Below are 24032 nucleotides of genomic sequence, written 5' to 3' on the forward strand. Positions count from 1 at the left end.
AGCGGGGCACGAAATCTGGTCCGGCGGGCGCCACGGAGCGGCGTACACCGGGACCCTCAACGTATTCCGTCGGACGGGTCCGTAAGGTGAACGACCTTGTGCGGCACAGCACGGTAGCCGGCCCTGGTAACTAGGAGAGAACGTGCCATCCCTGATCGAGGATTACGCGCTGATAGGAGACACTCACTCGGCGGCGCTGGTCTCCCGCGACGGCTCGATCGACTGGCTGTGCCTGCCTCGGTTCGACTCCCCGGCCTGCTTCGCCGCGCTGCTCGGGGACAACGAGTCCGGCCACTGGAAGATCGCGCCGGTCGAGCCGGTGATCGGGGTGAGCCGCCGCTACCGCGGCGACACCCTGGTGCTCGAGACCGACATGACCACCGCGTCGGGCACCGTCCGGATCGTGGACGCGATGTTCCCCCGAGCGGGGGCGCACGTCGTCCTGCGGCTGGTGGAGTGCCTGCAGGGCACCGTCCGGCTCCGGTCGGAGACCCGCTTCCGGTTCGACTACGGCTCGATCGTGCCGTGGGTGCGCCGGCTCGACGAGCACTCGGTCGCCGCGATCGCCGGCCCCGACTCGGTGACGCTGTGGACCACCGCCCCGATGGAGGGGCACGACATGGCCACCTACGCGGAGTTCAGCGTCTCGGCCGGGCAGTCCGTCCCGTTCTCGCTCACCTGGCGGCCCTCGCACGAACCGGCGCCGGCCCCGCAGGATGTCCGGCGGATGATCTCGCAGACCGAGGCGTGGTGGTCGGACTGGATGGCCGGCTGCACCTACGACGGCCAGTGGCAGCCGGCGGTCCGCCGGTCGCTGATCACCCTGAAGGCGCTCACCTACGCCCCGACGGGCGGCATCGTCGCCGCGGTCACCACCTCGCTGCCCGAGCACATCGGCGGCGTCCGCAACTGGGACTACCGCTACTGCTGGCTGCGTGACGCCACGATCACCCTGCTGGCGCTGCTCGACGCCGGCTTCACCAGCGAGGCGACGGCCTGGCGGGAGTGGCTGCTGCGCGCCGTGGCCGGCGACCCGTCCCGGGTGCAGATCATGTACGGGGTGGCCGGTGAGCGGCGGCTGCCCGAGTACGAGGTCCCGTGGCTGCCGGGCTACGAGAACTCCTCCCCCGTCCGGGTGGGCAACGCCGCCGTCGACCAGTTCCAGCTCGACGTCTACGGGGAGGWCCTCGACGCCCTGCACGTGGCCCGCGTCGCGGTGGCGAACCGGCGTCCCGGCTCGGCCCGTGACGGTTTCCTCGCGGGGATCCACTCCTCCGAGGACGACGGCCGGGACGGCTCCTGGCAGCTGCAGACCAAGCTCATGGACTTCCTCGAGACCGGGTGGCGCAAGGCCGACGAGGGCATCTGGGAGGTCCGCGGGCCGCGGCGGCACTTCGTCCACTCGAAGGTCATGGCCTGGGTGGCCGCCGACCGGGCCGTCCGKGGGATCGTGGAGTCCGGGCTACCCGGCCCGGTCGAGCGGTGGTCGGCGCTGCGGGACGAGATCCACCACGAGGTGTGCGCCCGCGGGTTCGACTCCGACCGCAACACGTTCACCCAGTTCTACGGCTCGAAGGAGCTCGACGCGGCCCTGCTCTACATGTCACTCGTCGGCTTCCTGCCGGCGACCGACCCGCGGGTCGTCGGCACCGTCGCCGCCATCGAGCGCGAGCTGATGGAGGACGGCTTCGTCATGCGCTACCCGACGGCCGAGGACGGCGCCGTCGACGGCCTGCCGGCCGGGGAGGGTGCCTTCCTCGCCTGCACCTTCTGGCTGGCGGACAACTACGCGCTGTCCGGGCGGGTGCACGAGGCGCAGGAGCTGTTCGAGCGGCTGCTGGCGCTGCGCAACGACGTCGGGCTGCTGGCCGAGGAGTACGACCCCCGGCTGGGCCGGATGACCGGCAACTTCCCGCAGGCGTTCAGCCACGTCCCGCTGGTCAACACCGCGCGCACGCTCACCGACGCGCTGCGCGGCCGGCCGCGCTCGCGCACCGACCGCGCGCACCCGCCGGGCCACTTCTTCGGCTGACCACGGCACCGGCCGCCGGCCGGGCCGGCACCGGTCACGGACGGTGTACCGGGATACTGGAGCGCAGGTAGACGCCGCGCCGCGGACCGCGGGCGGCCACCCGGACCAGGCGCGGCGACGCCGTCCGTGACGGGGACCCACCCGGACCGGTGGCTCATGGCGCCGCCGGGCGGTGACGGATGGACGAGTGGAGGCGGCACGGGTGGCGGAGCGGATCGCGGTCATCGGCGGCGGGATCCTCGGGCTCGCGGTGGCACGCAGGCTCGGGCGGGTCGTGCCCGGATCGACGGTCACCGTGTTCGAGAAGGAGCATGACGTCGCCCAGCACCAGACGGGGCGCAACAGCGGCGTCGTTCACGCGGGCCTCTACTACAAGCCGGGCTCGCTGAAGGCGACGCTGTGCCGCCGCGGCGTCGGCCTGCTGCGCGAGTACTGCGAGGCCCGCGGCATCCGCTACGAGGAGTGCGGCAAGGTCGTCGTGGCCGTCGACGACAGCGAGCTGGGCCGGCTCGACGACATCGCGCAGCGGGCGACGGCCAACGGCGTGCCCGACACCCGCATGCTCGACGCCACCGAGCTGCGCACGATCGAGCCGCACGCCCGCGGGGTCGCCGCGCTGCACTCCCCGACCACGGCGATCGTGGACTACCCGGCCGTCGCCCGGGCGCTGCGCGCGGACATCCTGGACGCGGGCGGCGCGGTGCGCACCGGCGCCGAGGTGATCGGCGTGGACGACGGCCCGGCGGGCGTCCGGCTGCGGCTGCGGGTGCGCGGCTCCGCGCCGGTCGCGCCGAACGGGAACCACCACACGGCGGCGGTCGACGGCGGGACGGTCCGGGTGGTGTCGGAGTCGGTCGGCCCGTTCGACCGGCTGATCTCCTGCGCCGGCCTGCACTCCGACGAGGTCGCCGCGCTCACCGGAGAGGACAGCTCGCCGCGGATCATCCCGTTCCGCGGCGACTACTGGCTGCTGCGCCCCGATCGGCGCGACCTCGTCCGTGGCCTGATCTACCCGGTGCCCGACCCGCGCTACCCGTTCCTGGGCATCCACCTCACCAAGCGGGTGGACGGGGAGATCCTCGTCGGCCCCAACGCCGTGCTCGCCACCGCCCGCGAGGGCTACACGGTGGGCACCGTCGACCGGGGTGACCTGCGGCAGACCCTGTCCTGGCCGGGCTTCCAGAAGATGGCTAAGACGCACTGGCGCACCGGCGCCAAGGAGATACTGCGCACCGCCAGCAGGCGCGCGTTCGTCGCCGAGGCCCGACGCTACGTCCCCGAGCTGCGCACCGCGGACGTCGTGCGGGGCCCGGCGGGAGTGCGGGCCCAGGCGGTCGCGCGGGACGGCAGCCTGGTCGACGACTTCGTCCTCGCCGTGCGCGGACGGGTCGTCCACGTGCGCAACGCCCCGTCCCCGGGTGCGACCGCGTCGCTGGCGATCGCGGAGCACATCGTCGCCGACGCGGTACCCGAACGCACGTCCTGACCGTCAGGGCGTCCCACCCGGTCCCACGGCAGGGCTGGCGCTGAGGGCGGCGAGCACGGGGAGCAGCACGGCGCAGGTCGGCGTGGGCACCCCGAGCCGCCCGCCCGTCCGGACGACCGCTCCGAGCAGCGCGTCGTGCTCCAGCGGGCGGCCCGCCAGCCGGTCACGCAGCATGGACGTCCCCGCGCCGGGCGGCTGGTGGCCCAGCCGGGCGAGCGTGCGCTCCGGGGCGTCCGCGGCTATGCGTGCGCCGGCGGCCCGGGCCACCGAGGCGGTCTCCCGCATGACCGCCAGCGCGAGCTCGCCGACATCCGGGCGGGCGAGCACCTCGAGACCGCGTGCCGTCAGCGCCGTCAGCGAGTTCGCCGCGCTGTTGCTGAGCAGCTTCGACCAGGCGGCCGTGGCGAAGTCGGGGACGAGCCGGACGTCGCCGGGCGGCAGCACCCCGGCGAAGCGCTCGCCCAGCGGGCCGTCGGGCACCTGCAGCACCCCGTAGGCCAGATGCCGGACCACACCCGGCCGCTCCAGCTCGGCATTGAGGTACACCACCGCCGGCAGGACGGCGTCACGCGGGACGGGTGGGCTGACCCGCTCGGCGTGGTCGACCCCGTTCTGCGCGACCACCACTCCGGTCCCTGCTCCCAGGCCGGCACGCAGCCATCCCATCGCGGCCGGGGTCTGATGGGCCTTCGTGGCCAGCACGATCCAGTCCACCGGCCCGCCGAGATCGGCGGGGTCGCGAACCACCGGCAGCCGCAGCTCGGTGACGCCTCCGCCGGCCGCGGGGCCGGCCCGGACGATGCGCAGGCGGTCGAAGCCGCCGCCGCGCACGCAGAGGAGCACCTCGGCACCGGCCTCGGCCGCGCGCGCGGCGAAGTACCCGCCCACCGCGCCGGCACCGACGACCGCGACCCGGCGCCGCCCCGCCGCCGCGCCACGCGTACCGGACGGGCCGGGCGGGAGCACCCGCCCCTGGAGCACCGCGGCGTCCCGCGCGGGCACGACGTCCATGCGCAGAGCCTGCCACCATCTCGCGGGTCCGCCGACCGGTCGGGGCTCACCCGTCCGGTGCCTGGCGACCGGATCCGGCCCGGACCGGCCGGGCAGCTGCGACGCTGACCACATGGAACCGCACCGGAGGACGATCCCCGCCCTCGATGCCGACCGGGCCCGCCTGAGCCGCGGGCACGCCGTCGTTCCGGAACCCGAGATCGGCCGTCGCTGGCGCGCGGCGCGGGCGCGGGCGGGCGTCGTCCACCTGGACGCCGCCGCGGCCGCCCGGCCGAGCATCGCGACCGTCACCGACCAGACCGACCACCTCCGCCAGGAGAACCTGGTGGGCGCCTACATCGCCGAGATGGAGGCCGCGGAGGTCCTCGCCGGCGCGCGGGCCCGGCTCGCGACGCTGCTGGGCCCCGGGCTCATCGCCGACGACGTGGTCTTCCAGCATTCCGCCAGCACCGGATTCGCCGCGCTCCTGGCCGCCTGGCCACTGCCCCCCGGTTCCCGCGTCGGCGTCGTGCCCGGGGAGTACGGGTCGAACCTGCTGCTGCTGGCGACCCGCGCGGCCCGCGACGGCCTGGAGCTGGTCGAGCTCCCGGTGGACCCGCTGGGCCGCATCGACCTCGACCGCCTCGACCGCGTGCCCGGCCCGGCCCGCCTCGAGGACCTCGCCCTGGTGACATTCCCGCACGTCCCGAGCCAGCGCGGCGTCGCGCAGCCCGCGGCGGAGATGGCGGCCCGCTGCGCCGCCACGGGCGTCGACCTGATCCTCGACGTGGCCCAGTCGCTCGGCCAGGTCGACCTCGCCGGCATCGGGGCGGCCGCCTACGTCGGTACCTCACGCAAGTGGCTGTGTGGCCCCCGCGGCGCGGGCTTCACCGCGGTGCGCCCGGACGTCGTCGACCGCCTCGGCCCCGGGGCGCCCAGCCTCCACTCGGCCCACCCCCACGACCTGCGGGCCCATCCCGCTCTGCCCGCGCGACCGCTGCCGGGCCCGTCCCGGATGGCGGTCGGCGAGGCGGCGGTGGCGAGCCGGGTCGGGCTGGCCACCGCGCTGACCGAGCTGCTGGCCGAGGACCTCGGCGCCATGCGCGACCGGATCACCGCCCTCGCCCGGCACGCGCGCCGCACCCTCGACGGAGTCGCCGGCTGGCGCCTCGGCGAGGAGGCCGACTCCCCCACCGGCATCGTGACCCTGCGCCCACCGGCCGGTGTCGATTCGCTGGCGGTCTGCCGGGCGCTGTACGTCGAGGCCCGGATCCTGACCAGCCCGATCCCGGCCGGCCGGGCACCCGAGCTGACCGCACCGGTGCTGCGGGCGAGCACGCACGTCTACAGCAGCCCCGCGGAGATCGAGCAGCTCGCCGAGGCCCTCGACAGGTGGGGCCGCCCGGGGCCGTGACGGGCCGCGCTCGCGGCCACCGACAGCTACCACAACGCCCGCCGCCCACGGTCCGTAGTCGAATTCGAGCCACCCGTAAGATCGGCTGGTAGGCGAGACGGCAATGATCGGCCCAGCGCTGCTTCTCCGGTGCGACGCCCGCCCCGAGACCCGCCACCGCCCGGTCGCGGACGGCACGGTCGGTCACCGAACTGGACCGGAATGCCCGTCGGACCTGATGCGTCCGGGAACCTGTTGGTAACGCCAGGTGCCGGTCTGCTGAAATAGCTGCGTTGCAGGCAAGGTGTCCGGTGGCGTTCCGGTGGGGGAACGGACACGTCACGCGTATGCCCGACGGCGGGCAGAACGGGAGCGACGTGACCCACAGCGCAACGCAGCGGGAGTCGACCACGCGGTGAGCAGGCTCATCTCGGTTGCCGCTGTCGACGACCACCCCATCGTGCTCCGCGGCCTCGCCGACGTCATCGAAGGGCTCGACGGCCTCACCCTTCTTGCCACGGCGACGTCGATCGCCGAACTGCTGGCCGGCCCGGGCCGGAAGGCAGACGTCGTCCTGCTCGACCTCGACCTCGGCGACGGCTCGGAGGCACCCGACAACATCCGGCAACTCACCGGCATCGGCGCCTCGGTGATCGTCTTCAGCGCGCTCGGCGACCCCAAGGCCGTCCGCGGCGCGATGCGCGCGGGCGCCGGTGGCTTCGTCACCAAGACCGACGACGTTGGCGAGCTGGCCACCGCGATCCGCGCGGCCGGGGCGGGGACCGGCTGGGTCTCACCCCAGTTGGCGTTCATGCTCCTGACCGACGAGGCGCCCGACCGGCCGACGCTGTCGCTCAAGGAGCTGGAGGCCCTGCGCCTCTACGCGACCGGTATGCCGCTCAAGACCGTCGCCCGCAAGATGACCGTCTCCCCGGAGACCGCGAAGCAGTACATCGAGCGGGTGCGGGTGAAATACCGCAAAGCCGGCCGCCACGCCGACACCAAGATCGATCTCTACAAGCGCGCGAAGGAGGACGGCCACCTCGACTGACCGGAGCCGCCCACGTGCCGCACCCTCAGACCACTCGCATCCCAGCGCACTCGCGACGAATCGCTCGACCAGACGGTCTCCCTCCGAGCGCCGACACCCCATCCCGACGCGCCCTGTGCCACGCGGGGAGCAACCCTGCTGCCACGACCCCACAGCCCCACCGGCAGGACGGGCCCGCGCACCTGTGGGCCGGGCGCAGTGGGCACCGGCCCGGGCGGCCGGTGCCCACTGCCCGGCGCACGCCGGATCCCCGCGTCCGGCGCACGCCTCGCGCCGCCCCTGCCCGATGGAACGCGCGCTTCGGGCCAGCGGGTGTGATCGGACGCCGGTCCCCCCGGTCCGAACGTCCCACCCCCCGTCACCTGCTGTGCCGTCACAGAGTCTGCCAAGACGGGGCTATTCCGTCATGACCCCAAAGACATCCTCGGGCTGACCCCCGTACGGGGGTCAGCCAGCTGGGGGTGAACCCGCAGCCGCGCACCTGATCCGGACCGCCGCTGGGGCGGTCAGTCCTCCGTGATCGCCGCGGGGCGGGCCAGTGGGGTGTAGCGCACGAGCACACCGACGAGGACCAGCACCACCCCGCTGAAGCTGATCACCCACAGGCCGGGACCGAGGTCGGTAGTTGCGTCGAAACCCGTCCCGGAGAGCAGGCCGCCTCGGCGGAAGCGGGCGACGTCGACGACGGCCGTGAGGATCAGCATGAGGCCCGCGATCACGGCGAGCATGCGGCCCCAGTCGACACGCCGCCCCGCCAGCAGCAGGCCCGCCACCATCGCGAGGATCCCGAGCAGCATCGTGAGCTGGCCGTGCTGGTCGGGATCCGTGCCGTGGATGGCGAACTCCACGATGCCGAACGCGCGCACCGTGGCCCACGTCATCGTCGAGCCGATGACCGCCGCGCCCCCGGCCAGGACCACCAGCGGCGGGCAGAGGATCGCCAGCAGGCGCCGCAGTGAGCGCGCCGGGGCGGCGGCCTCCGGGCCCACCGGCCCCGGGCCGGACGCTCCCGGCCAGGCGGCGTCCACGACATCAGCGGCCCGAGGGACGGTCTCGGCGCCGTTGCTCGCCGGGACGCCTGGCGATGTCTCACCCGCGGCCCACCGGCCCCAGACCACCACGGCTCGCCCAGCCTCCGGCTCGGCCGACGGCCTGCCCCAGCGGGGATCGGCGGTGGCCTCTGCCGCGGCCCGCCAGGCCGCCAGGCCCGCGTCGACCCGTGATCTGTCGTCCGGCGTGACGTTCTCGCCGCCGGACGGACGGGCCCACGGGCTCCGCTGCCGATGCTCGCCCACCCGGTCCTCCCGCCGTCCACCACCGAAGCCCTGGTGCCGGTCGGGCCGGCGGACGGGCCCGGCCTCCCCGCGCCCCGTGACGGTGGTACCACGCGCGGACAGCGGCCGCATGCCGCCCATCGCAACGGCACACGGCCCGCTGGGCACCTCACGTTCCCCATGTCACCCACGATAGAACACATGTTCGAGTCCCGGTCGCGGACGACGTGGTCTCCTCGGCGGGCGCAACGGCGCCGCTGCCGGCCGCGCATGGCCGGTCAGCTGGGCCGCTACCGCCCGGACCGCGGGCGCGCCACCGCGACCAGCGCCACGAGCCCGGCCACCAGAGTCACGACCACGCCGATCTGCGGCCGGACGGCTATCACATCGGCGGAGATGGCCCGAAAGGACGACAGGGACGGCGGTCCCAGCGCGAGATCGAACCCGGAGACGATCACGAGCAGCAGCGCCGACGCCCTCGCGACGAGGAGATCGGCCGCCGGGCGGGCGGGGCCGGTCCGGCCCGCCCGGCGGCCACGGCCGCGCAGCGACGCCAGGCCGATCAGGGCCATCACCAGCCCGGTGACGAGCGTCAGGCGCCCGTCACCGACGGTGATGCCGGTGAACGTGCGGGTCTCGTCCCCGCTCGTCAACGTGCTCCAGGGGAGGAAGGCGGCCACCGCCGCCACCGCCCCGCCGAGCGCGAGGAGGGCCATGTCCCGGCGACCGCGCACCGCCATCGGCGCGGCGGCGGTGCGGTGCTCGCGGCGGGTCTGCCCGGCACGGTTCCCCGGATCCTCCACCGGATCCACCGCCGGGCCGGAGTCCGCGGCCGGGCCGGGGCTCGGGGCCGCCGGCCGGGGCTCCGCCGGTCGTTGCCGATCGGTCGCCGCACGCTCCCCCGCGGACGGCTGCCCGCGCCCGGTCGTGTCCGAGGTCCGATGCGGCGCGGCGTCGGGTGTCCACGCCGGATCGGCGGACCGGCCGGGATCGTCCGGTCGTCCCGGCTCCGCGGGCCGCCCCGGGTCGGCCGTGCCCGGCGCCGGGTCCGGTCGGGTCGCCGGCTCGGCGCCGCGGCCGGTCGCGGGACGCACGAAGCCCGTGGTGGGGGGCGAGTCCGGCGGGATGCCCGGGTCCGCGTCGAACGTCCGCCCGCCCGTCTGCTGCTCGGGCACGGCAGGGGCGCTCGACTCCGCGTCCGGCCCCGATGTGGGCCGCCGGCCGGCCATGCGGCGCAGGTCCACCCGCATGGTCGGCGGATCGAGGGCCTCGCGGGCGGTCGTGGACGGTTCCGTGTGGGTGGGCTTCGCCGTCGGCGTCGCGGATGTCGCGCGAGCGGACCGCGCACCGCCACCGCCCGATCCGGCGGACCRCGCGGTCCCGGTCGGCCTGGCCGACTCGGGCGCACCGGCGGGCGCCGCGGCTGCCGCGGACCGCGATGGTGCCGTGGACCGCGACGCGACCGACTGTGACGGCGCCGCGCTCTGCGACGTGGCGGACTGCGGCGCGGCGGACTTTGGCGGCGCGGCGGACTTTGGCGGCGCGGCCGGCGAGGAGGGCACGGCGGTGGACGGCGCCGCGCCCGACGCCGTGCCTGTCGATGCCGAGGATGTCGATGGCCGCCGGTCCCCGAGCGGCGCCGCGGGCTGGTCGGAACCGCCACCGGCCGCCTCGGGGGAATCCGTCGCGCCCGCCGACGCCCGCTCGAACCACGTCGGGCGGTCCTCGCCCGGCGTCCGGGCCGGCGCCGGGCTGGACCGCCACGTCGGCGCCACCGGAGAGGCCGGCGAGCCCGAACGCGCGGACGGATCAGCCGACCGCGCCTGGCTCCCCGGTGCCGTGTGCCATGTGGGCGGAGTCGGTGGCGTCGGCCGAAGCGATCGGGACGACGGCGTTGTAGTTGTAGCGGACGGGCGCGGAGCGAACAGCGGCCGGGGACGCTGGTCCTCGTCCGGCCCGCCGGTGGCCCGGTCCGCCGGCGCCGGCGGGGTCGTCTGGTCCGTCGAAGGCGCGGACGTCCCCGCCGCGGCGCGGGCCGATGGTTCTCTGGCACCGGGCGGACTCGAGCGGTCCGGAGCCGCGCCGGGCTGCCCGCCCGGCTGTGCCGGCTGGTTCGGCGCACCCGTCCCGGTGTTCCGCGGAACCGCCGGGGCCCGCCGGGCAGCCGGTGCCGGCTGTCCCTGGTACGGGCGCAGGGCGTCCCGCGCCGGGGGTGATTCCGGGCCGGAGCCGGGCTGCCCGCGGCCGGCACCCGTCGCCGGAGCGGGAGGGGGACGCAACGTCTCGGGGCGGTTCACCGATCCCGCCGCCGGGGACGCCGGCCGCAGCGGCGAGGGCCACGCGGACCGCGCGGAACCGGGCGCCGCGGAACCGGAGGACGGCGTGGCGCCAGAAGACGGCGAGGTGCCGGAGGAGGGCGCGGGCGAGCCGGGCTTCGACGTCGAGGCCGGCCTCCCCGCACCCGGCGCCGAGGCCGGCCTCCCGGTGCTCGGCGCCGAGGCCGGCGTCGCCGGCTTCCCGGAACCCGGCGGCCGAGTCGATCCTGGGTTCGCCGGCGCCGCATTCCGCGGCCCCGGGCTCTGCGACGCCAGGCTTTGCGACGCCGGGCTTTGCGTCCCTGCGCCCTGTGTCCCTGCGCCTTGTGGCCCTGCGCTCTGTGGTCGTGGATTCTTCGACGTCGGTTCCGGTGCGGCCGGCTTGGCGGACGCCCGCGACTTCTCCTGGCCCGCGGACGTGGTGGGCGGCTTCGTCGCGGCGTGCGGCGTCGCCGGCGTCGTGGCCGCAGGCCTGGCCGGCGGCGCCGCTGATGTGGCCGACGCCGACGAGGCTGCCGACGTGGCAGGCGTGGCCGGGCCGGACGGTTTCGTGCCAGCCGCCGGCCGCGCCGCCATGCCCTGGCCGGCGGGCCCGGACGAAGGCGGGCGCGCGGGTGATCTTGGTGGAGGAGGCGGCATCGCGGGCCTGACCGGCGCCGCGGGCTTCACCGGCCCGGCAGGCGCCGCCGGCTCACCGGGCTTGGCCGGTCCCATGGGCTTCACCGGCGTCGCGGGTCCCGCGTGTGTGGTGGGTACCGGGCTACCGGGTACCGATGGCTTCTCGGGCGTGCCTGGCCGTGCCGGCGGTGCCGCCTGGGGCGATGCCGGCTGCGTCCCGCCGCGGGCGGACGTCCCGTCGCGAGGTGGTGGGCGCACACCGGGGCGGGTCGGCGCCACCGGGCGGGACGGGTTCGCCGGAGGCGGCGGTGCGGCTCCCGGCCGTCCGCCGCGCTCCGGCGCCGAGTCACGCCCCGGTGCAGGCGGGCGCCGATCGCCGGATCCCGGTCCGCGGTCGGCGGGCTGGCGGTCAGCCGGGCCCTCGGCGCGTCCGCGGTCGGCCGGTTGGCGGTCGGGGGCTGGAGCGGAAGCGAACGCGGGCGGGCCGCCCGGGCGGGGACCGCCGGATCGGCCACGCTCACCCGGCGGCTCCGCGGCGGGCACCGGCTTCTCGGCCGGGTCGCCCTGGTCGGCCATGCACTCACTCCTGACGCGCAGCGCTTCCATCCGGTGCCCTGACGGGCTACCGGCGAACCGGGCGACGGTATCCGTCCGTGCTCTGACCAACGGAAGGCGGCCCGGGTGAATCGTCCTACTTCGCCCAGGCATGCGCGGGCGGGGCCGGTCGAATCGACCCGCGCGAAGCGGCACGGATGACACGCCGGAGACGTGCTTCGCGGTCGCGCCCGGACGGCGCCGTCGTGGAGCCGCTGGTCGCGCGCGCCGACGGTAACGGATGGGATCGCGCGGGACAACCCCGCGCCCGCGCGGCGACCCACTTGCGTACCCGTACCTGTRCCCGTGCCCGTGCCCGTACACAGGCTTTCCGCCGGAGCGGGCGGCGCGGGGTGGGAACGCGGCGTCACCACTGGCACGGCCACACGGCCCGACGCGCAGGACCTATTACACACAGCAGTGTCACTCAGGCCTCGGCTACCATACCCGCACAGTGTGTCCCTGCCAGGCGACAGGCGTGGTCGACGCGCCCGAGCTCCCAGTTCCTCAGGAGCCTGTTCTGAATCCTGCTTTCGATCCGCGAACCGCGTCCCAACCGGGTATCGGGGGGAGAACCCCTCGCGCGATACCGGTGCTGGTCGGCGCGCTCCACGCAAAGCGCCGGGTCGATCGTTCCTCCCCCCGCGAAATGACGATCGAGGGCATTTTCCGGAACCACGCCCGGGCGTCCGGCAGCCGGCGGAGCCACCGGCCGCCCGCCAGCCGGGCACGCTGTTCACGCTGCACGGCCCACACCCGATGATTGGGAGGATTCCCGTGTCGACGTCCAAGGCCGTCTCGACGGACCTGTCCGTGACCCGGAACTACGTTCGCGACGGCAAAGTGATGCAGATCGCGACGTTGGCGGGTGGCGGCGAGCCCGCCGTCTGCAACCTCTGGTACGCGAGCTCGTTCGAACCGGACCGTCTGTTCTTCATCTCCAGGCCCGACCGCACCCACTGCAGGAACATCAGAGCCGATCGTCGGGTGGCCGGCGCGATCGTCACCATCGAGCTCGACGGGCTGGGCCAGGAGGTCCAGGGCGTGAGCTTCGCCGGTACCGCGGAGGAGGTACCGGTGGCGGAGGCCGACGCACTGCTGCCGATCTATCACGGGCGGTGGCCGCAGGGCAGCGAGCTGGCGAACGTGGAGATGATGCTGGCGGACGGTAACGCCCACCGGCTCTACGAGATCCGGGTCGACCGCTGGATCCTCTTCGACGAGATCAACCATCCGGACGACCCCCGGCGCGTCATCGACTTCGCCCGGGCGGGCTGACCGGACGGCAGCTCGTCCCAGCCGGCAGCTTGACAGCTCGTCCCAGCTGGCAGCTCGTCCCCGACCACGGCTCGTCCCGCACCGCGGCGGCCCGCGGCCGCAAGCTCGCCGCTCAGCAGTTGTCGTCGTACCCGGCACCGAAGGTGCAGCGCGGGAAATGGGGTGGCGGGCGGCCGCGGGCCACCGGGTCGAAGCCCGGTGGCCCGGCGCTGTTCGCTCCGCCACGGCCGGCGCCACCACGATCGTGCCGTTCCAGCCCGCCACGGGCCACCGATCGCGGGCGACCGGCGGCGGCACTCCCGCGGCGGGCACGGGCCCGCGGGCCCGGTCAGACCGCCTCACCGATGCGGTGCACCCGCATCATGTTGGTCATGCCGGCGACACCCGGCGGAGTACCGGCGACGACGACCACCAGCTCGCCCGGCCGGCAGTGCCCGATCTGCTGCAGGGCCGTGTCGACCTGCCTGACCATCTCGTCGGTGCTCTCCGCGAACGGCACCAGCACCGTCTCCACACCCCACAGCAACGCCATCTGGCTGCGCACGCCGGGGATGGGGGTGAAGGCGAGGACGGGCACCGAGCTGCGGTATCGGATCAGCCGCCGGGCGGTGTCCCCGCTGAGGGTGTGGGCCACCAGGTAGCGGGCACCGACCGCCTCCCCGACACTCACCGCCGCCTGGGCGATCGCGCCGCCGAGGGTGCGCGGCGGGGTCCGCAGCGGGGGGATGCGGCCGAGATCCGCCTCGGCGGTYTCGATGATCCGCGCCATGGTCGCGGCCGACTCGACCGGGTACGCCCCGACACTGGTCTCGGCCGAAAGCATGATCGCGTCGGCGCCGTCCAGCACGGCGTTGGCGCAGTCGCTCGCCTCCGCGCGGGTCGGCCGGGGCGCGCTCACCATCGACTCGAGCACCTGGGTGGCGACGATGACCGGCTTGGCCCGCTCACGCGCCTGGCTCACGGCCCGCTTCTGGACGAGGGGGACGTCCTCGAGCGGCAGCTCGACACCGAGGTCACCGCGGGCGATCATGAGGCCGTCGAAGGCCTCGATGATCCCGTCGAGCTCGTCGACGGCCTGCGGCTTCTCGATCTTCGCGAGGACGGGAACCCGGATCCCGACCTCGTCCATGATCGAGCGGACGGCCGCGTAGTCCTCGGCGGACCGGACGAACGACAGCGCGATCATGTCGACGCCGAGCTCGAGCGCGAAGCGCAGGTCGTCGGCGTCCTTCTCGGACAGCGCCGGCACCGTCAGCGCGGCGCTCGGGATGTTCATCCCCTTGTTGTCGCTGACCTTGCCGCCGATCATGACGGTGGTGCGGACGTCGGTGTCCTCGACCCCGTCGATCCGCAGGTTCAGCCGGCCGTCGTCGACGAGGATGGTGTCCCCGGCGGCGACGTCCCGGGTCAGGCCCGGGTACGTGGTGCCGACCTGTTCCTGATCTCCCAGGACGTCACGGATGGTGACGGTGAAATGCTGCCCGGGCAGCAGGGTGACCCCGCCGTCGGCGAACCTACCGAGGCGGATCTTCGGCCCCTGCAGGTCGGCCAGGATCCCCACGCTGCGGCCGGCGGCCGCGGCCGCCTCGCGCACCAGGGCGTACGCAGCGGCGTGCTGCTCGTGCGTTCCATGCGAAAAGTTGAGCCGGGCAATGTCCATTCCGGCGTCGACGAGGGCCCGGACCATCTCGGGAGAGTTGGTGGCCGGGCCGAGGGTGCAAACTATCTTGGCTCTTCGTGGCACGRTCAAAGCCTAGGTAACGAACGCCCGGGATAGGACATGGGCCCTGGTGACACACTCGATCCGGCGGTTCTGGGCCACTTAGTCCCGAGAGGTTCTGTGACCGTTTCGCACCCGGGCGTTCGGACACATGCTGCGCGCAAGGGCACAGCAGGCGTACCTTCGCATGGTCCACCCGCAAGAGCGGGTGAAGCGACAGTTACGGGAAAGCTGGCAACGGCGCCRCACGATCCCGGACGTCCAGACCGCGGCATGTTACCGCCCTGAAACAACCTGGAGCCCGGCCATGACCAACAATCCCGCAATTCACCGGCGGCCTTCCGGCGACGTGGACATCGCGCTGCCCCACGAGGCCCTCGAGCCCGACACCGCAGCCACGGACACCGTGTCACTGGACACGGCATCCGTGACAACCGGTTCGCCGACCGGCCCGGCCGGTGTGACCTCCGTCGCCCAGGCGGCCTGAGCGGCAGTCAGCGCGCGGCCGGCAGGGCCGCCACCCCGCCGTTCGGCGGGTCGAGGGTGACGCGGGCACCGGAGCTCCAGTCGGCCGGCGGCCCGGTCACCCCCGCGGCGGCCGGGGCACCCGCCTCGCCCACCTCTCCCACGACGGCAGCATCGTCCGTATCGGCAGCGTCATCCGTATCGGCGGCATCGGCGGCGGCCCGCGAACCCGGCCGCCCGCCGGTCCCGGCGTCGTCCTGCGTGGCGAACTGGGTGTGGTGAAGCTCGGCGTAGAGGCCGCCGAGGGCCATCAGCTCGTCATGGGTGCCGCTCTCGACGATCCGCCCGCCGTCGACCACGAGGATGCGGTCGGCCCGCCGGACGGTCGAGAGCCGGTGGGCGATCACCAGCGACGTGCGCCCGGCCAGCGCCGCGGTCAGCGCCCGCTGCACCGCGGCCTCCGACTCGCTGTCCAGGTGGGCGGTGGCCTCGTCCAGGACGACCACGGCGGGCTCCTTGAGCAGCAGCCGGGCGATGGCCAGCCGCTGCTTCTCACCGCCCGAGAGCCGGTATCCACGGTCCCCGACGACCGTGTCCAGCCCGTCGGGCAGGTCGCGCACCGCCCGGCCGATGTGGGCCGCGTCCAGCGCCGCCCACATGCGCTCCTCCGTCGCGTCGGACCGGGCGAACAGCAGGTTGGCCCGAATCGTGTCGTGGAACAGGTGCGCGTCCTGGGTGACCACGCCGACGGCCGCGCGCAGCGAGCGGCCGCTGACCGCGCGGACGTCGAGCCCCCCGATCCGGACCGCGCCGTCCCGGGCGTCGTACATCCGTCCGACGAGTTGGCTGATGGTGGTCTTCCCCGCGCCGGACGGGCCGACGAGCGCCACGAGCTCACCGGGGCCCACCCGGAAGGTGACGTCGTGCAGCACCGGCTCCGGCGTCCTGCTGTCGAGCACGGCCGTGGACTCCAGCGAGGCCAGTGACACCTCGGTCGCCGCCGGATAGCGGAATCCGACATGGTCGAACTCGACGGCCACCGGCCCCGCCGGCAGCTCGACGGCGTCCGGCACGTCCTCGATCGCCGGCCGCAGGTCGAGAACCTCGAAGACCCGCTCGAACGAGACCAGTGCGGTCATCACGTCCACGTGCACGTTGGACAGCTGCGTCAGCGGGCCGTAGAGCCGGGTGAGGTAGGCGGTGAGCGCGACGATCGTGCCGACCTCGAGGCTGCCCCGGGCCGCGAAGGTACCGCCGACGCCGTAGACGATCGCCGTCGCCAGCGAGGCGACCAGCGTGAGGGACACGAAGAAGATCCGCCCGTACATCGCCTGGGTCACGCCGATGTCACGGACCCGCCCGGCGCGGCGACGGAAGGTGCGCACCTCACGGTCGGGCTCGCCGTAGAGCTTGGTGAGCATCGCCCCGGCGACGTTGAACCGCTCGGTCATCATCGTGTTCATCTCGGCGTTGAGGCCGTAGCTCTCCCGCGTCAGCGCCGCCAGCCGGGGCGCGAGCAGGCGCGCCGGCACGACGAACACGGGCAGCAGCACGAGCGCGACCACGGTGATCTGCCAGGACAGGCTGATCATCGCGATCAGGACGAAGGCGACCGACAGGATGTTGGACAGCACGGCGGACAGCGTGTTCGTGAACGCGGACTGCGCTCCGAGGACGTCGTTGTTCAGCCGGGTGATGAGCGCGCCGGTCTGGGTGCGGGTGAAGAAGGCGATCGGCTGGCGCTGCACGTGGTCGAACACCTGCGAGCGCATCTCGTAGATCAGGCCCTCGCCGATGCGGGCGCTGAACCAGCGCTGACCCAGCCCGAGCAGCGCCTCGCCGACGGCGAGAGCCGCGACCACCCCGGCGAGCGTCTGGACGACCCCGGCCCGGCCGGGCACGATCCCATCGTCGATGATCGCCTTGAAGAGCAGCGGGGTGACGGCGCCGGTCGCCGCGCCGAGCACGATGAGGACGCCGAAACCAGCGAGCAGCCGGCGGTAGGGGCGGGCGAAGCCGACGATGCGGCGGACGGTCCCCGGGCGCAGGCTGGCCCGCGTCACCGAGCGGTCCCGTTGGAACGAGCGCATCGTGGACCAGTTGTCGACCGCAGTTCTCATGGAGCCTCCGACGCACCACTACGTGTTACTACGTAACGGTGTAAGCGAGGGTTTGCTAGCCCGCATTCCCAACGGTCGTGGCGAGGACCCGTGCGAGGGCGTCGTCCTCCGCCGCGCGGCGCTGGATGCCCGACCGCTCGCGGGCGCCGGCGAGCAGCGCCTTCGTCTCCGCGCTGACGTCGGGCGGCACCGTGAGCAGGCGGTCCACCAGGCGGCCGACCTCGGCGTCGAGGTCCCGGCAGGGGACGACGAGCGCGGCGAGGCCGAGCCGGAGCGCGTCCCGCGCGCCCACCGGCCTGCCGGTCAGACAGAGCGCAAGCGCGCGGGCGTAGCCGACGGTGTCGACGAGGGTACCCGCAACGCCCAGGCCCGGCACGCGACCGGCCGTGGCCTCGGCGAGGCACAGGGATGCGTCCTCGGTCAGTACCCGCAGGTCGCAGGCGAGGGCCAGTGCCAGCCCCGGGCCCGTCGTCGGCCCGGCGGAGACGGCGATGCTGAGCAGGTCCGGCCGTTCGGACAGCCGGCGCGCGACCCGGGACCACGTGGCGAGGTTCCGCCCGGTCGCGACCCCGCCCGCGGATGGGCCGGCCGTCGGGCCGGTCTGGTGGCCGACCTCGTGATCGGCTCTGTGTTCGATTTCGTGGCTGGTCTTGTGGTCGACCGGAGCCGACAGGCGGTGTACAGCGTTCACGACGACGACACGGACGTCGCCGCGCAGGTCGCGCAGGATGCCGTCCATCGCCGCGGCGATGCCCGGGAGGGTGGGCGTGTCGCCCACCCAACCCGACACATCTTTACTCACAGTGAGCGAGACGCAAGGGCCAGCTGCGAGTACGCCCAGCCCGGCCGCCGCCGGGTCGGCGGCGGCCGGCATGCTCATGGTCAGGCGCTTTTCTTCTTGGTACCCCGGGTCGCGCCCCCACGTCCGCGCAGCGTCGTGCCCGACTCGGACAGGATCCGGTGGACGAACCCGTACGAACGACCCGACGACTCGGCAAGCAGGCGAATGCTCTGTCCGGACTCGTACTTCTTCCGAAGTTCGGCAGCGAGCTTGTCCCGCTCCGCCCCGGTGATCCGGGTTCCTTTCCTAAGCTCGGCCAATGTGGCCCCCTCCGTGTTCGATGATCTGCGAACCGATCTTCACCCAGCTTCGGTGTCCGCGCCACTCGAAGTCCGTGTGATCCATCACACGCGGTGGTGCAGTCGCCGGGACAGCCCCGCACGCGTCCGAGGCGCACGCCGACGAGCCGACTCCGAGCAGTCACATAGCCCCTGACCTGCTACAGCGCGCCCGAAGCCCGAGTTCGACGACACAGCGGCCAGTCTTGCGGCCGGCTGGGATCCGATCGGGCAGGGGCTCCCGCGCGGCGCGTCGAACATCGTCACCGACGGTACATCCGTCTCGGCTCCCCCGCGGGGATCCGCGGGCCGCCGGGACTGGTTACGGTGCATGCATGGTCAACGGCCGGCCGACTAGGGCGGCGCCCTCACCGGCGCGGCTCACACCCAGCGCCCGGCAGGAACCCACGCGGCACATCCGTACACGCAAGGTGACCGGAACGCTGCCCCGTCGCGCCCCGACCCTGTCCGCGCTGCGGGCCGAGGGGGTCGATGTCGGGCTCTGGTGCGCGGCGGCCGGGTTCGGCCTGCTCCTCAGCGGGCTCATCGCCGCCACCGATGTGGACCTCGGCTCCGCCGCGCCGTTCCCGGTCGGCTGGCGCACGCCCCACCTGGCGCCGGCGACGCTGCTCCCGGTGCTCGTGGCGATCGTCACCCTGGCGCTCGCCCGCCGGGCCGTCCGCGCCCGCTGGCCGCTCCTGCTCCTGTTCGGCTTCGCCGGATCACTGTGCTGGAGCCTCGCCCTGGCCGCGGCGGCCGGCCCGGGCCTCACCGATGGCCTGCGGCCGCCGCCGGTGTACCTGACCGCTGCCGGCGCCGTCGGCGACGACCCGCTCGGCTACCTCGCCGGCTGGGTCGCCCAGTCCGTCGACGGGCCGGTGTCCGCGGCACAGGCCGGCGCGACGGACCTGCCGCGGGCGCCCTCCAGCCTGCTCACAAGCCATCCGCCCGGCCCTGTGCTGCTCGTGTGGGGGCTGGACCAGCTCGGGCTCGGCGACCTCACCGACGGGGCTGACGGGGCCGGGAGCGCGGTGCCGCTCGGGCTGGCGCTGACGGCGCTGACCGCGCTGGGCGTCCCGCTGGTCGCGGTCGCGGTGCGCTCGCTGTGCCACGAGACGGCGGCGCGCCGGGCCATCCCGGTGCTCGTGCTGACGCCGTGGGCGCTGTGGGCCGCCGCGTCGCCGCGGGCCGTCGCCATCCTGCCGGCGGCGGCGGCGGTCGCCGTGGGGGTGCTCGGGTGCGAGCCGGGCCGGCGATGGCGGCTGTCGTGGGCGCTGCTGTCGGGCCTGCTGCTGGGGGTGAGCGGCCTGTTCGACTACGCCGTGGTGTGGCTGGGCGTCGCCGTCGCGGCCGCGTACTTCGTCCGGCGCCAGCCGCTGATGAACGTGTTCACCGGGCTCGGCGCGCTGCTCCCGCTCTGGCTGTTCTTCGCCTGGGGCTTCTCCTTGCCGGACGGCCTCACCCGGGCCCGGGTCGACACCGGGCCCACCACGATGCTGGCCTGGCTCACCCTGGACGCCGTCGTGGTGCTGCTGGCCGGCGGGCCGGTGCTGGTCCGCGCGCTGCGCCGGATCCGGCTTACCCCCGGCTGGCCGTTCCTGGTCGGCGCCGGCGCCGCGGTGCTGTTCAGCCTGTGCGCGGGGCTGGCCTGGGGTGGGGTGGAGCTGGCCTGGCTGCCGCTGGCGCCGTGGCTGGCGGTGGCGGCGCTGGCCCCGCGCCCCCGCCCGGACGGACCGGGCGACACGGTGCGCGCGGGTGACCTTCCAGGCCTGCTGATCGGGACGGGCGCCCTCGCCGCCATCGTCCTGCGGGTCTTCCTCGGGAACAGCTGAGCTGCGCGGCCCCGGTCGGAGAACGCGCCCGAATGCCTCGTGACCCAGGCGGGCTCGGCGATCAGATGGGCTCGGCGATCAGGCAGACTCGGCGGCGGCGGGCGGCACCGGCTGGGCCACCTCGCCCCGCGGCATGTCGGGTTCGAGGTAGACCCGGCGCGCGGTGGGCACGGCGTCGCGCAGCAGCGCCTCGGCCTCGTCGATGGCGGCGGCGACCTGGGCCATGGTCAGATCCGGGTCAAGCCCGATCTTGGCCGCGACCAGCAGCTCGTCCGGGCCGAGGTGCAGGGTCCGCATGTGGATCACGGTGGTGACCGCCGGCGCCGAGCTCAGCGCCTGCCGGATCACCTCGATGGTCTGCGGGGTGGCGGCCTCCCCGACCAGCATCCCGTAGGTCTCCATCGCGACGATCACGGCGACGGCCAGCAGCAGGATGCCGATCGCGAGGGTGCCGGCGCCGTCCCAGAGCGGTTCGTCGAGCAGCAGCGTCAGGCCGACCCCGGCGAGGGCGAGCAGCAGGCCGCACAGCGCGGCCAGGTCCTCCAGCAGGACGACCGGCAGCTCCGGGGAGCGCGCGTCCCGGATGAAGCGCCACCACGACCCCGAGCCCTTGAGATGCCTCGACTCCCTGATGGCCGTCCGGAACGAGAAACTCTCGAGCACGATCGCGACGGCGAGGACCACGATCGCCACCACGCCGCTCTCCAGCTCGTGGGGGTGGCGCAGCTTCTCCACGCCCTCGTAGACGGAGAACAGCCCGCCGACGCTGAACAGCACGATGCCGACGAGGAAGCCCGCGATGTAGCGGGAACGCCCGTAGCCGAAGGGGTGCTCCTCGTCAGCCGGCTGGCTGGCGTTGCGCTGCCCGAGCAGGAGCAGCGCCTGGTTGCTCGAGTCGGCGACGGAGTGGATCGACTCGGCGAGCATGGACGACGAGCGGGTGAAGAGGAACGCCACGAACTTCGCGACCGCGATGCCCAGGTTCGCGAGCAGTGCCGCCACGACCGCCTTGGTGCCACCTTCTGTGCTCACGTGCTCCCGCTCTCGTCCCGTGTTCTGTCTCCCGCGCGCCGATGGGCGCCCGGGCCGAGGGCCCAGTGTGTCAAGGTGGCCACCTCCGGGCGCCGCCGGGTGCTCCCGTGGTATCAGGCCAGGGTGACGAGATCGGCGAGGTCGGGCGACCAGGTGTCCTCGACGCCGTCCGGCAGCATCAGGACCTTGTCGGGGCTCAGTGCCTCGACCGCGCCCGGGTCGTGCGTGACGAGGACAACCGAGCCCCGGTAGGTGCGCAGCGCGCTCAGGACCTCGCCGCGCGACGCCGGGTCGAGGTTGTTCGTTGGCTCGTCGAGCAGCAGCACGTTCGCCGAGCTGCAGACCAGGCCAGCCAGGGCCAGCCGGGTCTTCTCACCGCCGGAGAGCGTCTCGGCGAGCTGTTCGACCGCGTCCCCCCCGAACAGGAATGCGCCCAGGATGCGACGCAGGTCGACGTCGGAGGCGGTGGGCGCCGCGGCGCGCATGTTGTCGAGCACCGTGCGGGAGGTGTCGAGCGTCTCGTGCTCCTGCGCGTAGTACCCCAGGCGCAGGCCGTGCCCCGGGTGCACCTCGCCGGCGTCCGGGGTCTCCTGGCCGGCGAGCATACGCAGCAGCGTCGTCTTGCCGGCGCCGTTGAGGCCCAGGACCACGACCCGGGTGCCGCGGTCGATCGCCAGGTCGACGCCGGTGAACACCTCCAGCGAGCCGTAGGACTTCGACAGGCCGGTGGCGGTCAGCGGCGTGCGGCCGCACGGAGCCGGATCGGGGAAGCGCAGCTTGGCGACCCGGTCGGCGACCCGGACCTCGGCGAGGCCGGAGGCGAGGCGCTCCGCGCGGCGGTCCATCTGGTGTGCCGCGCGCGCCTTGGTGGCCTTCGCCCGCATCTTGTCGGCCTGTGCCCGCAACGAGTCGATCTTCTTCTCCGCGTTGGCCCGCTCCCGCCGCCGGCGGCGCTCGTCCTGATCGCGCTGGGTGAGATAGGTCTTCCAGTTGACGTTGTAGACGTCGAGCGCGGCGCGGTTGGCGTCGAGATGGAAAACCTTGTTCACACTCTTGTCCAGCAGGTCGACGTCGTGGCTGATGACGATCAGGCCGCCGGAATGGGCGCGCAGGAAGTCACGCAGCCAGGTGATCGAGTCGGCGTCGAGGTGGTTGGTCGGCTCGTCGAGCAGCAGTGTCGCGTCGGAGTTCCCCGAACCGGCGAACAGGATCCGGGCCAGCTCGACGCGGCGGCGCTGGCCACCCGAGAGCGTTCCGATCTGCTGGCCGAGAACCCGGTCAGGCAGGCCGAGCGAGGAGCAGATCCGCGCCGCCTCCGCCTCGGCGGCGTACCCGCCGAGCATCCCGAACCGCTCCTCCAGTCGGCCGTAGCGACGCACCGCGGTGTCGCGGGCCGTCTCGTCGACGAACTCGGCCATCTCGAGCTGGAGCTTCTCCATCTCGCGCAGGATCACGTCGAGGCCTCGGGCGGCGAGCACGCGGTCGCGCGCGGTGTCGGCGAGGTCGCCGGTGCGCGGGTCCTGCGGCAGGTAGCCGATCTCGCCGCGGATGTCCACCTTGCCGGCGAAGGGCAGGGTCTCCCCCGCGAGCGTCTTCAGCATCGTCGTCTTGCCGGCGCCGTTGCGGCCGACGAGGCCGATACGGTCACCCGGCTGCACCCGGAACGAGACCGGCTCGATCAGTGTGCGGGCTCCGGCACGGAGCTCGAGCTCGGACACGATGATCATGAGGGTCGGCCTCTTTCGTACATCGGATTCGTGCGCGTATCAGGTGTCAGCGGTTGGCCACCACGACACCGGAGTGCCTGGGAAACGCCCGCCTCACGACGCGGCAGAGGTCATGTCCTCCAGGGTACGGGCCGCGGCACCGCGCCCGACGGGCGTCCCGCGCCGGACGGTCGGTGACTACCGCCGCGCGGGTGCGCCCACCAGGCGTTGCGGGTACGCCTTTCCCAGGTCACGGGCACGAGCCCCGGCTCGCGGACGCCTTCGGGCCAGACACGGGGAGGTCACGATGACAACCACGTATCGACAGAACCGGGAGACGCAGCGCCCGAGCTCGCTGTGGTCGGCCCTGGTCATCCTCGGAATCGCGGTCACGGTCCTGGGGTTGCTGCTCATCACCAATCCCTTCACCACCGTCGGCGCGCTGGCCGTCATCGCCGGTGTGGCTCTTCTCGTCTCCGGCATCACCGAGATCGTCTCCGCCGTACGCACCGAGAACAGCAGCTCCGCCATCTTCTTCGGCGCGCTGACCGCCGTCGCCGGCGTGGTGATCCTGCTGTGGCCGGGGGTGACGCTGCACGCGATAGCGCTGATCGTCGGTGCGGCCCTGATCGTCGCGGGGGTGGTCCGGGCACTGCTGGTGCTGGCGAGTCGGAACGGCCAGGCCGGCCGCACCGGAAGCGTGGCCCGTGGCCTGCTGATCGCCGCGCTCGCCGTGGTCCTCGGAGTGCTGGCCCTGGCCTGGCCGTCCTCGACCATGGTGGTGCTCGCGGTGCTGTTCGGCATCCAGCTCGTCGTCACCGGCGTGACCGAGGTGGCACTCGGCCTGGCCCTGCGCCCCTGAGCAGCCTGCTCGCCCTTTGATTTCCTTCTCGTCCTCTCCGAGCGAAATCCGCCGMCAGCGACCCCCGAAACGGCGAGGAAGAAACTAAAGGGCGAGTAACTGAGCCGGACTCCCCGGCCAGCCACCGAGGCCAGGACCGTGATGC

Annotated in this window: 18 protein-coding genes; 9 read left to right on the forward strand and 9 right to left on the reverse strand. The window is 73.9% G+C overall.

Annotation, left to right across the window (positions count from 1 at the left end; genetic code table 11):
• The first annotated feature begins 142 nt into the window (after positions 1–142).
• Both BBK14_RS13765 and BBK14_RS13770 read left to right on the forward strand, forming a co-directional pair.
• The gene (locus BBK14_RS13765) at positions 143–2032 is read left to right on the forward strand and encodes a glycoside hydrolase family 15 protein (RefSeq protein ID WP_071062551.1); all 1890 of its coding nucleotides are present in this window, start codon (positions 143–145) and stop codon (positions 2030–2032) included.
• Between the two features lie 202 nt (positions 2033–2234).
• Positions 2235–3518 (forward strand): L-2-hydroxyglutarate oxidase, encoded by a 1284-nt coding sequence (locus BBK14_RS13770; protein ID WP_071062637.1) that lies wholly within the window; start codon positions 2235–2237, stop codon positions 3516–3518.
• A 3-nt stretch (positions 3519–3521) separates the two neighbouring features.
• On the opposite strand, the gene BBK14_RS13775 is transcribed toward BBK14_RS13770, so the two are convergent.
• A complete protein-coding gene (locus BBK14_RS13775) occupies positions 3522–4529 on the reverse strand; it encodes a 2-dehydropantoate 2-reductase (RefSeq protein WP_071062554.1) in 1008 nt (335 codons plus the stop codon).
• 112 nt (positions 4530–4641) lie between these two features.
• Between BBK14_RS13775 and BBK14_RS13780 the strand changes: the two genes are divergently transcribed.
• Both BBK14_RS13780 and BBK14_RS13785 read left to right on the forward strand, forming a co-directional pair.
• Complete coding sequence (locus BBK14_RS13780) at positions 4642–5922, forward strand: aminotransferase class V-fold PLP-dependent enzyme (RefSeq protein ID WP_071062641.1); 1281 nt, start codon at positions 4642–4644, stop codon at positions 5920–5922.
• 394 nt (positions 5923–6316) lie between these two features.
• Positions 6317–6952 (forward strand): response regulator transcription factor, encoded by a 636-nt coding sequence (locus BBK14_RS13785; RefSeq protein ID WP_071062556.1) that lies wholly within the window; start codon positions 6317–6319, stop codon positions 6950–6952.
• 506 nt (positions 6953–7458) lie between these two features.
• On the opposite strand, the gene BBK14_RS13790 is transcribed toward BBK14_RS13785, so the two are convergent.
• Positions 7459–8358, reverse strand: a complete 900-nt coding sequence (locus BBK14_RS13790) for a hypothetical protein (protein WP_071062643.1) — start codon at positions 8356–8358, stop codon at positions 7459–7461.
• A gap of 158 nt (positions 8359–8516) precedes the next feature.
• Positions 8517–9476, reverse strand: coding sequence for a hypothetical protein (locus BBK14_RS13795; RefSeq protein WP_131802294.1), 960 nt, complete (start codon positions 9474–9476; stop codon positions 8517–8519).
• Here BBK14_RS13795 and BBK14_RS13800 point away from each other — a divergent pair.
• Together BBK14_RS13800 and BBK14_RS13805 are read left to right on the forward strand one after the other, a co-directional pair.
• Positions 9475–11844, forward strand: a complete 2370-nt coding sequence (locus BBK14_RS13800) for a hypothetical protein (RefSeq protein ID WP_131802296.1) — start codon at positions 9475–9477, stop codon at positions 11842–11844. The two genes, BBK14_RS13795 and BBK14_RS13800, sit on opposite strands and share 2 nt — an antisense overlap.
• A 686-nt stretch (positions 11845–12530) precedes the next feature.
• On the forward strand, positions 12531–13031 hold the full coding sequence (locus BBK14_RS13805) for a pyridoxamine 5'-phosphate oxidase family protein (protein WP_071062562.1): 501 nt from the start codon (positions 12531–12533) through the stop codon (positions 13029–13031).
• Positions 13032–13359: 328 nt separating this feature from the next.
• Here BBK14_RS13805 and pyk read toward each other — a convergent pair whose 3' ends face one another.
• Positions 13360–14775: a pyruvate kinase gene (gene pyk, locus BBK14_RS13810; RefSeq protein WP_083390930.1), complete on the reverse strand. Its 1416-nt coding sequence runs from the start codon at positions 14773–14775 to the stop codon at positions 13360–13362.
• Positions 14776–15058: 283 nt separating this feature from the next.
• Here pyk and BBK14_RS38920 point away from each other — a divergent pair, with 283 nt between their 5' ends.
• Entirely contained in the window at positions 15059–15238 is a 180-nt protein-coding gene (locus tag BBK14_RS38920; RefSeq protein WP_071062566.1) for a hypothetical protein, read from the forward strand.
• 7 nt (positions 15239–15245) lie between these two features.
• Here the strand turns inward: BBK14_RS38920 and BBK14_RS13820 are convergent, their stop codons facing one another.
• The 3 genes from BBK14_RS13820 to BBK14_RS13830 all read right to left on the reverse strand — a co-directional run bounded on the left by BBK14_RS13820 (position 15246) and on the right by BBK14_RS13830 (position 18437).
• The gene (locus BBK14_RS13820) at positions 15246–17336 is read right to left on the reverse strand and encodes an ABC transporter ATP-binding protein (protein WP_071062568.1); all 2091 of its coding nucleotides are present in this window, start codon (positions 17334–17336) and stop codon (positions 15246–15248) included.
• A gap of 55 nt (positions 17337–17391) precedes the next feature.
• The gene (locus BBK14_RS13825) at positions 17392–18114 is read right to left on the reverse strand and encodes an enoyl-CoA hydratase/isomerase family protein (protein WP_241831469.1); all 723 of its coding nucleotides are present in this window, start codon (positions 18112–18114) and stop codon (positions 17392–17394) included.
• A 104-nt stretch (positions 18115–18218) separates the two neighbouring features.
• On the reverse strand, positions 18219–18437 hold the full coding sequence (locus BBK14_RS13830; RefSeq protein WP_020459808.1) for a helix-turn-helix domain-containing protein: 219 nt from the start codon (positions 18435–18437) through the stop codon (positions 18219–18221).
• Positions 18438–18790: 353 nt separating this feature from the next.
• Between BBK14_RS13830 and BBK14_RS13835 the strand changes: the two genes are divergently transcribed.
• Positions 18791–20287, forward strand: a complete 1497-nt coding sequence (locus BBK14_RS13835; RefSeq protein WP_071062572.1) for a hypothetical protein — start codon at positions 18791–18793, stop codon at positions 20285–20287.
• Between the two features lie 78 nt (positions 20288–20365).
• On the opposite strand, the gene BBK14_RS13840 is transcribed toward BBK14_RS13835, so the two are convergent.
• Both BBK14_RS13840 and BBK14_RS13845 read right to left on the reverse strand, forming a co-directional pair.
• Positions 20366–21319 (reverse strand): cation diffusion facilitator family transporter, encoded by a 954-nt coding sequence (locus BBK14_RS13840; protein WP_071062574.1) that lies wholly within the window; start codon positions 21317–21319, stop codon positions 20366–20368.
• A 113-nt stretch (positions 21320–21432) separates the two neighbouring features.
• The gene (locus BBK14_RS13845; protein WP_071062576.1) at positions 21433–23046 is read right to left on the reverse strand and encodes an ABC-F family ATP-binding cassette domain-containing protein; all 1614 of its coding nucleotides are present in this window, start codon (positions 23044–23046) and stop codon (positions 21433–21435) included.
• Between the two features lie 286 nt (positions 23047–23332).
• Here BBK14_RS13845 and BBK14_RS13850 point away from each other — a divergent pair, with 286 nt between their 5' ends.
• Entirely contained in the window at positions 23333–23887 is a 555-nt protein-coding gene (locus BBK14_RS13850; protein ID WP_071062578.1) for an HdeD family acid-resistance protein, read from the forward strand.
• The last annotated feature ends 145 nt before the right edge of the window (positions 23888–24032 follow it).

The sequence above is a fragment of the Parafrankia soli genome (assembly GCF_001854695.1).
GTDB classification, from domain to species: domain Bacteria; phylum Actinomycetota; class Actinomycetes; order Frankiales; family Frankiaceae; genus Parafrankia; species Parafrankia soli.

Bases quoted from the DNA above. Each gene is read 5' to 3' on its own strand.
- BBK14_RS13775 (WP_071062554.1), bottom strand. From the start codon at position 4,529: ATGGACGTCGTGCCCGCGCGGGACGCCGCGGTGCTCCAGGGGCGGGTG.
- BBK14_RS13780 (WP_071062641.1), top strand. From the start codon at position 4,642: ATGGAACCGCACCGGAGGACGATCCCCGCCCTCGATGCCGACCGGGCC.
- BBK14_RS13790 (WP_071062643.1), bottom strand. From the start codon at position 8,358: ATGCGGCCGCTGTCCGCGCGTGGTACCACCGTCACGGGGCGCGGGGAG.
- BBK14_RS13795 (WP_131802294.1), bottom strand. From the start codon at position 9,476: ATGCGGGTGGACCTGCGCCGCATGGCCGGCCGGCGGCCCACATCGGGG.
- BBK14_RS38920 (WP_071062566.1), top strand. From the start codon at position 15,059: ATGACCAACAATCCCGCAATTCACCGGCGGCCTTCCGGCGACGTGGAC.
- BBK14_RS13820 (WP_071062568.1), bottom strand. From the start codon at position 17,336: ATGAGAACTGCGGTCGACAACTGGTCCACGATGCGCTCGTTCCAACGG.
- BBK14_RS13835 (WP_071062572.1), top strand. From the start codon at position 18,791: ATGGTCAACGGCCGGCCGACTAGGGCGGCGCCCTCACCGGCGCGGCTC.
- BBK14_RS13845 (WP_071062576.1), bottom strand. From the start codon at position 23,046: ATGATCATCGTGTCCGAGCTCGAGCTCCGTGCCGGAGCCCGCACACTG.
- BBK14_RS13850 (WP_071062578.1), top strand. From the start codon at position 23,333: ATGACAACCACGTATCGACAGAACCGGGAGACGCAGCGCCCGAGCTCG.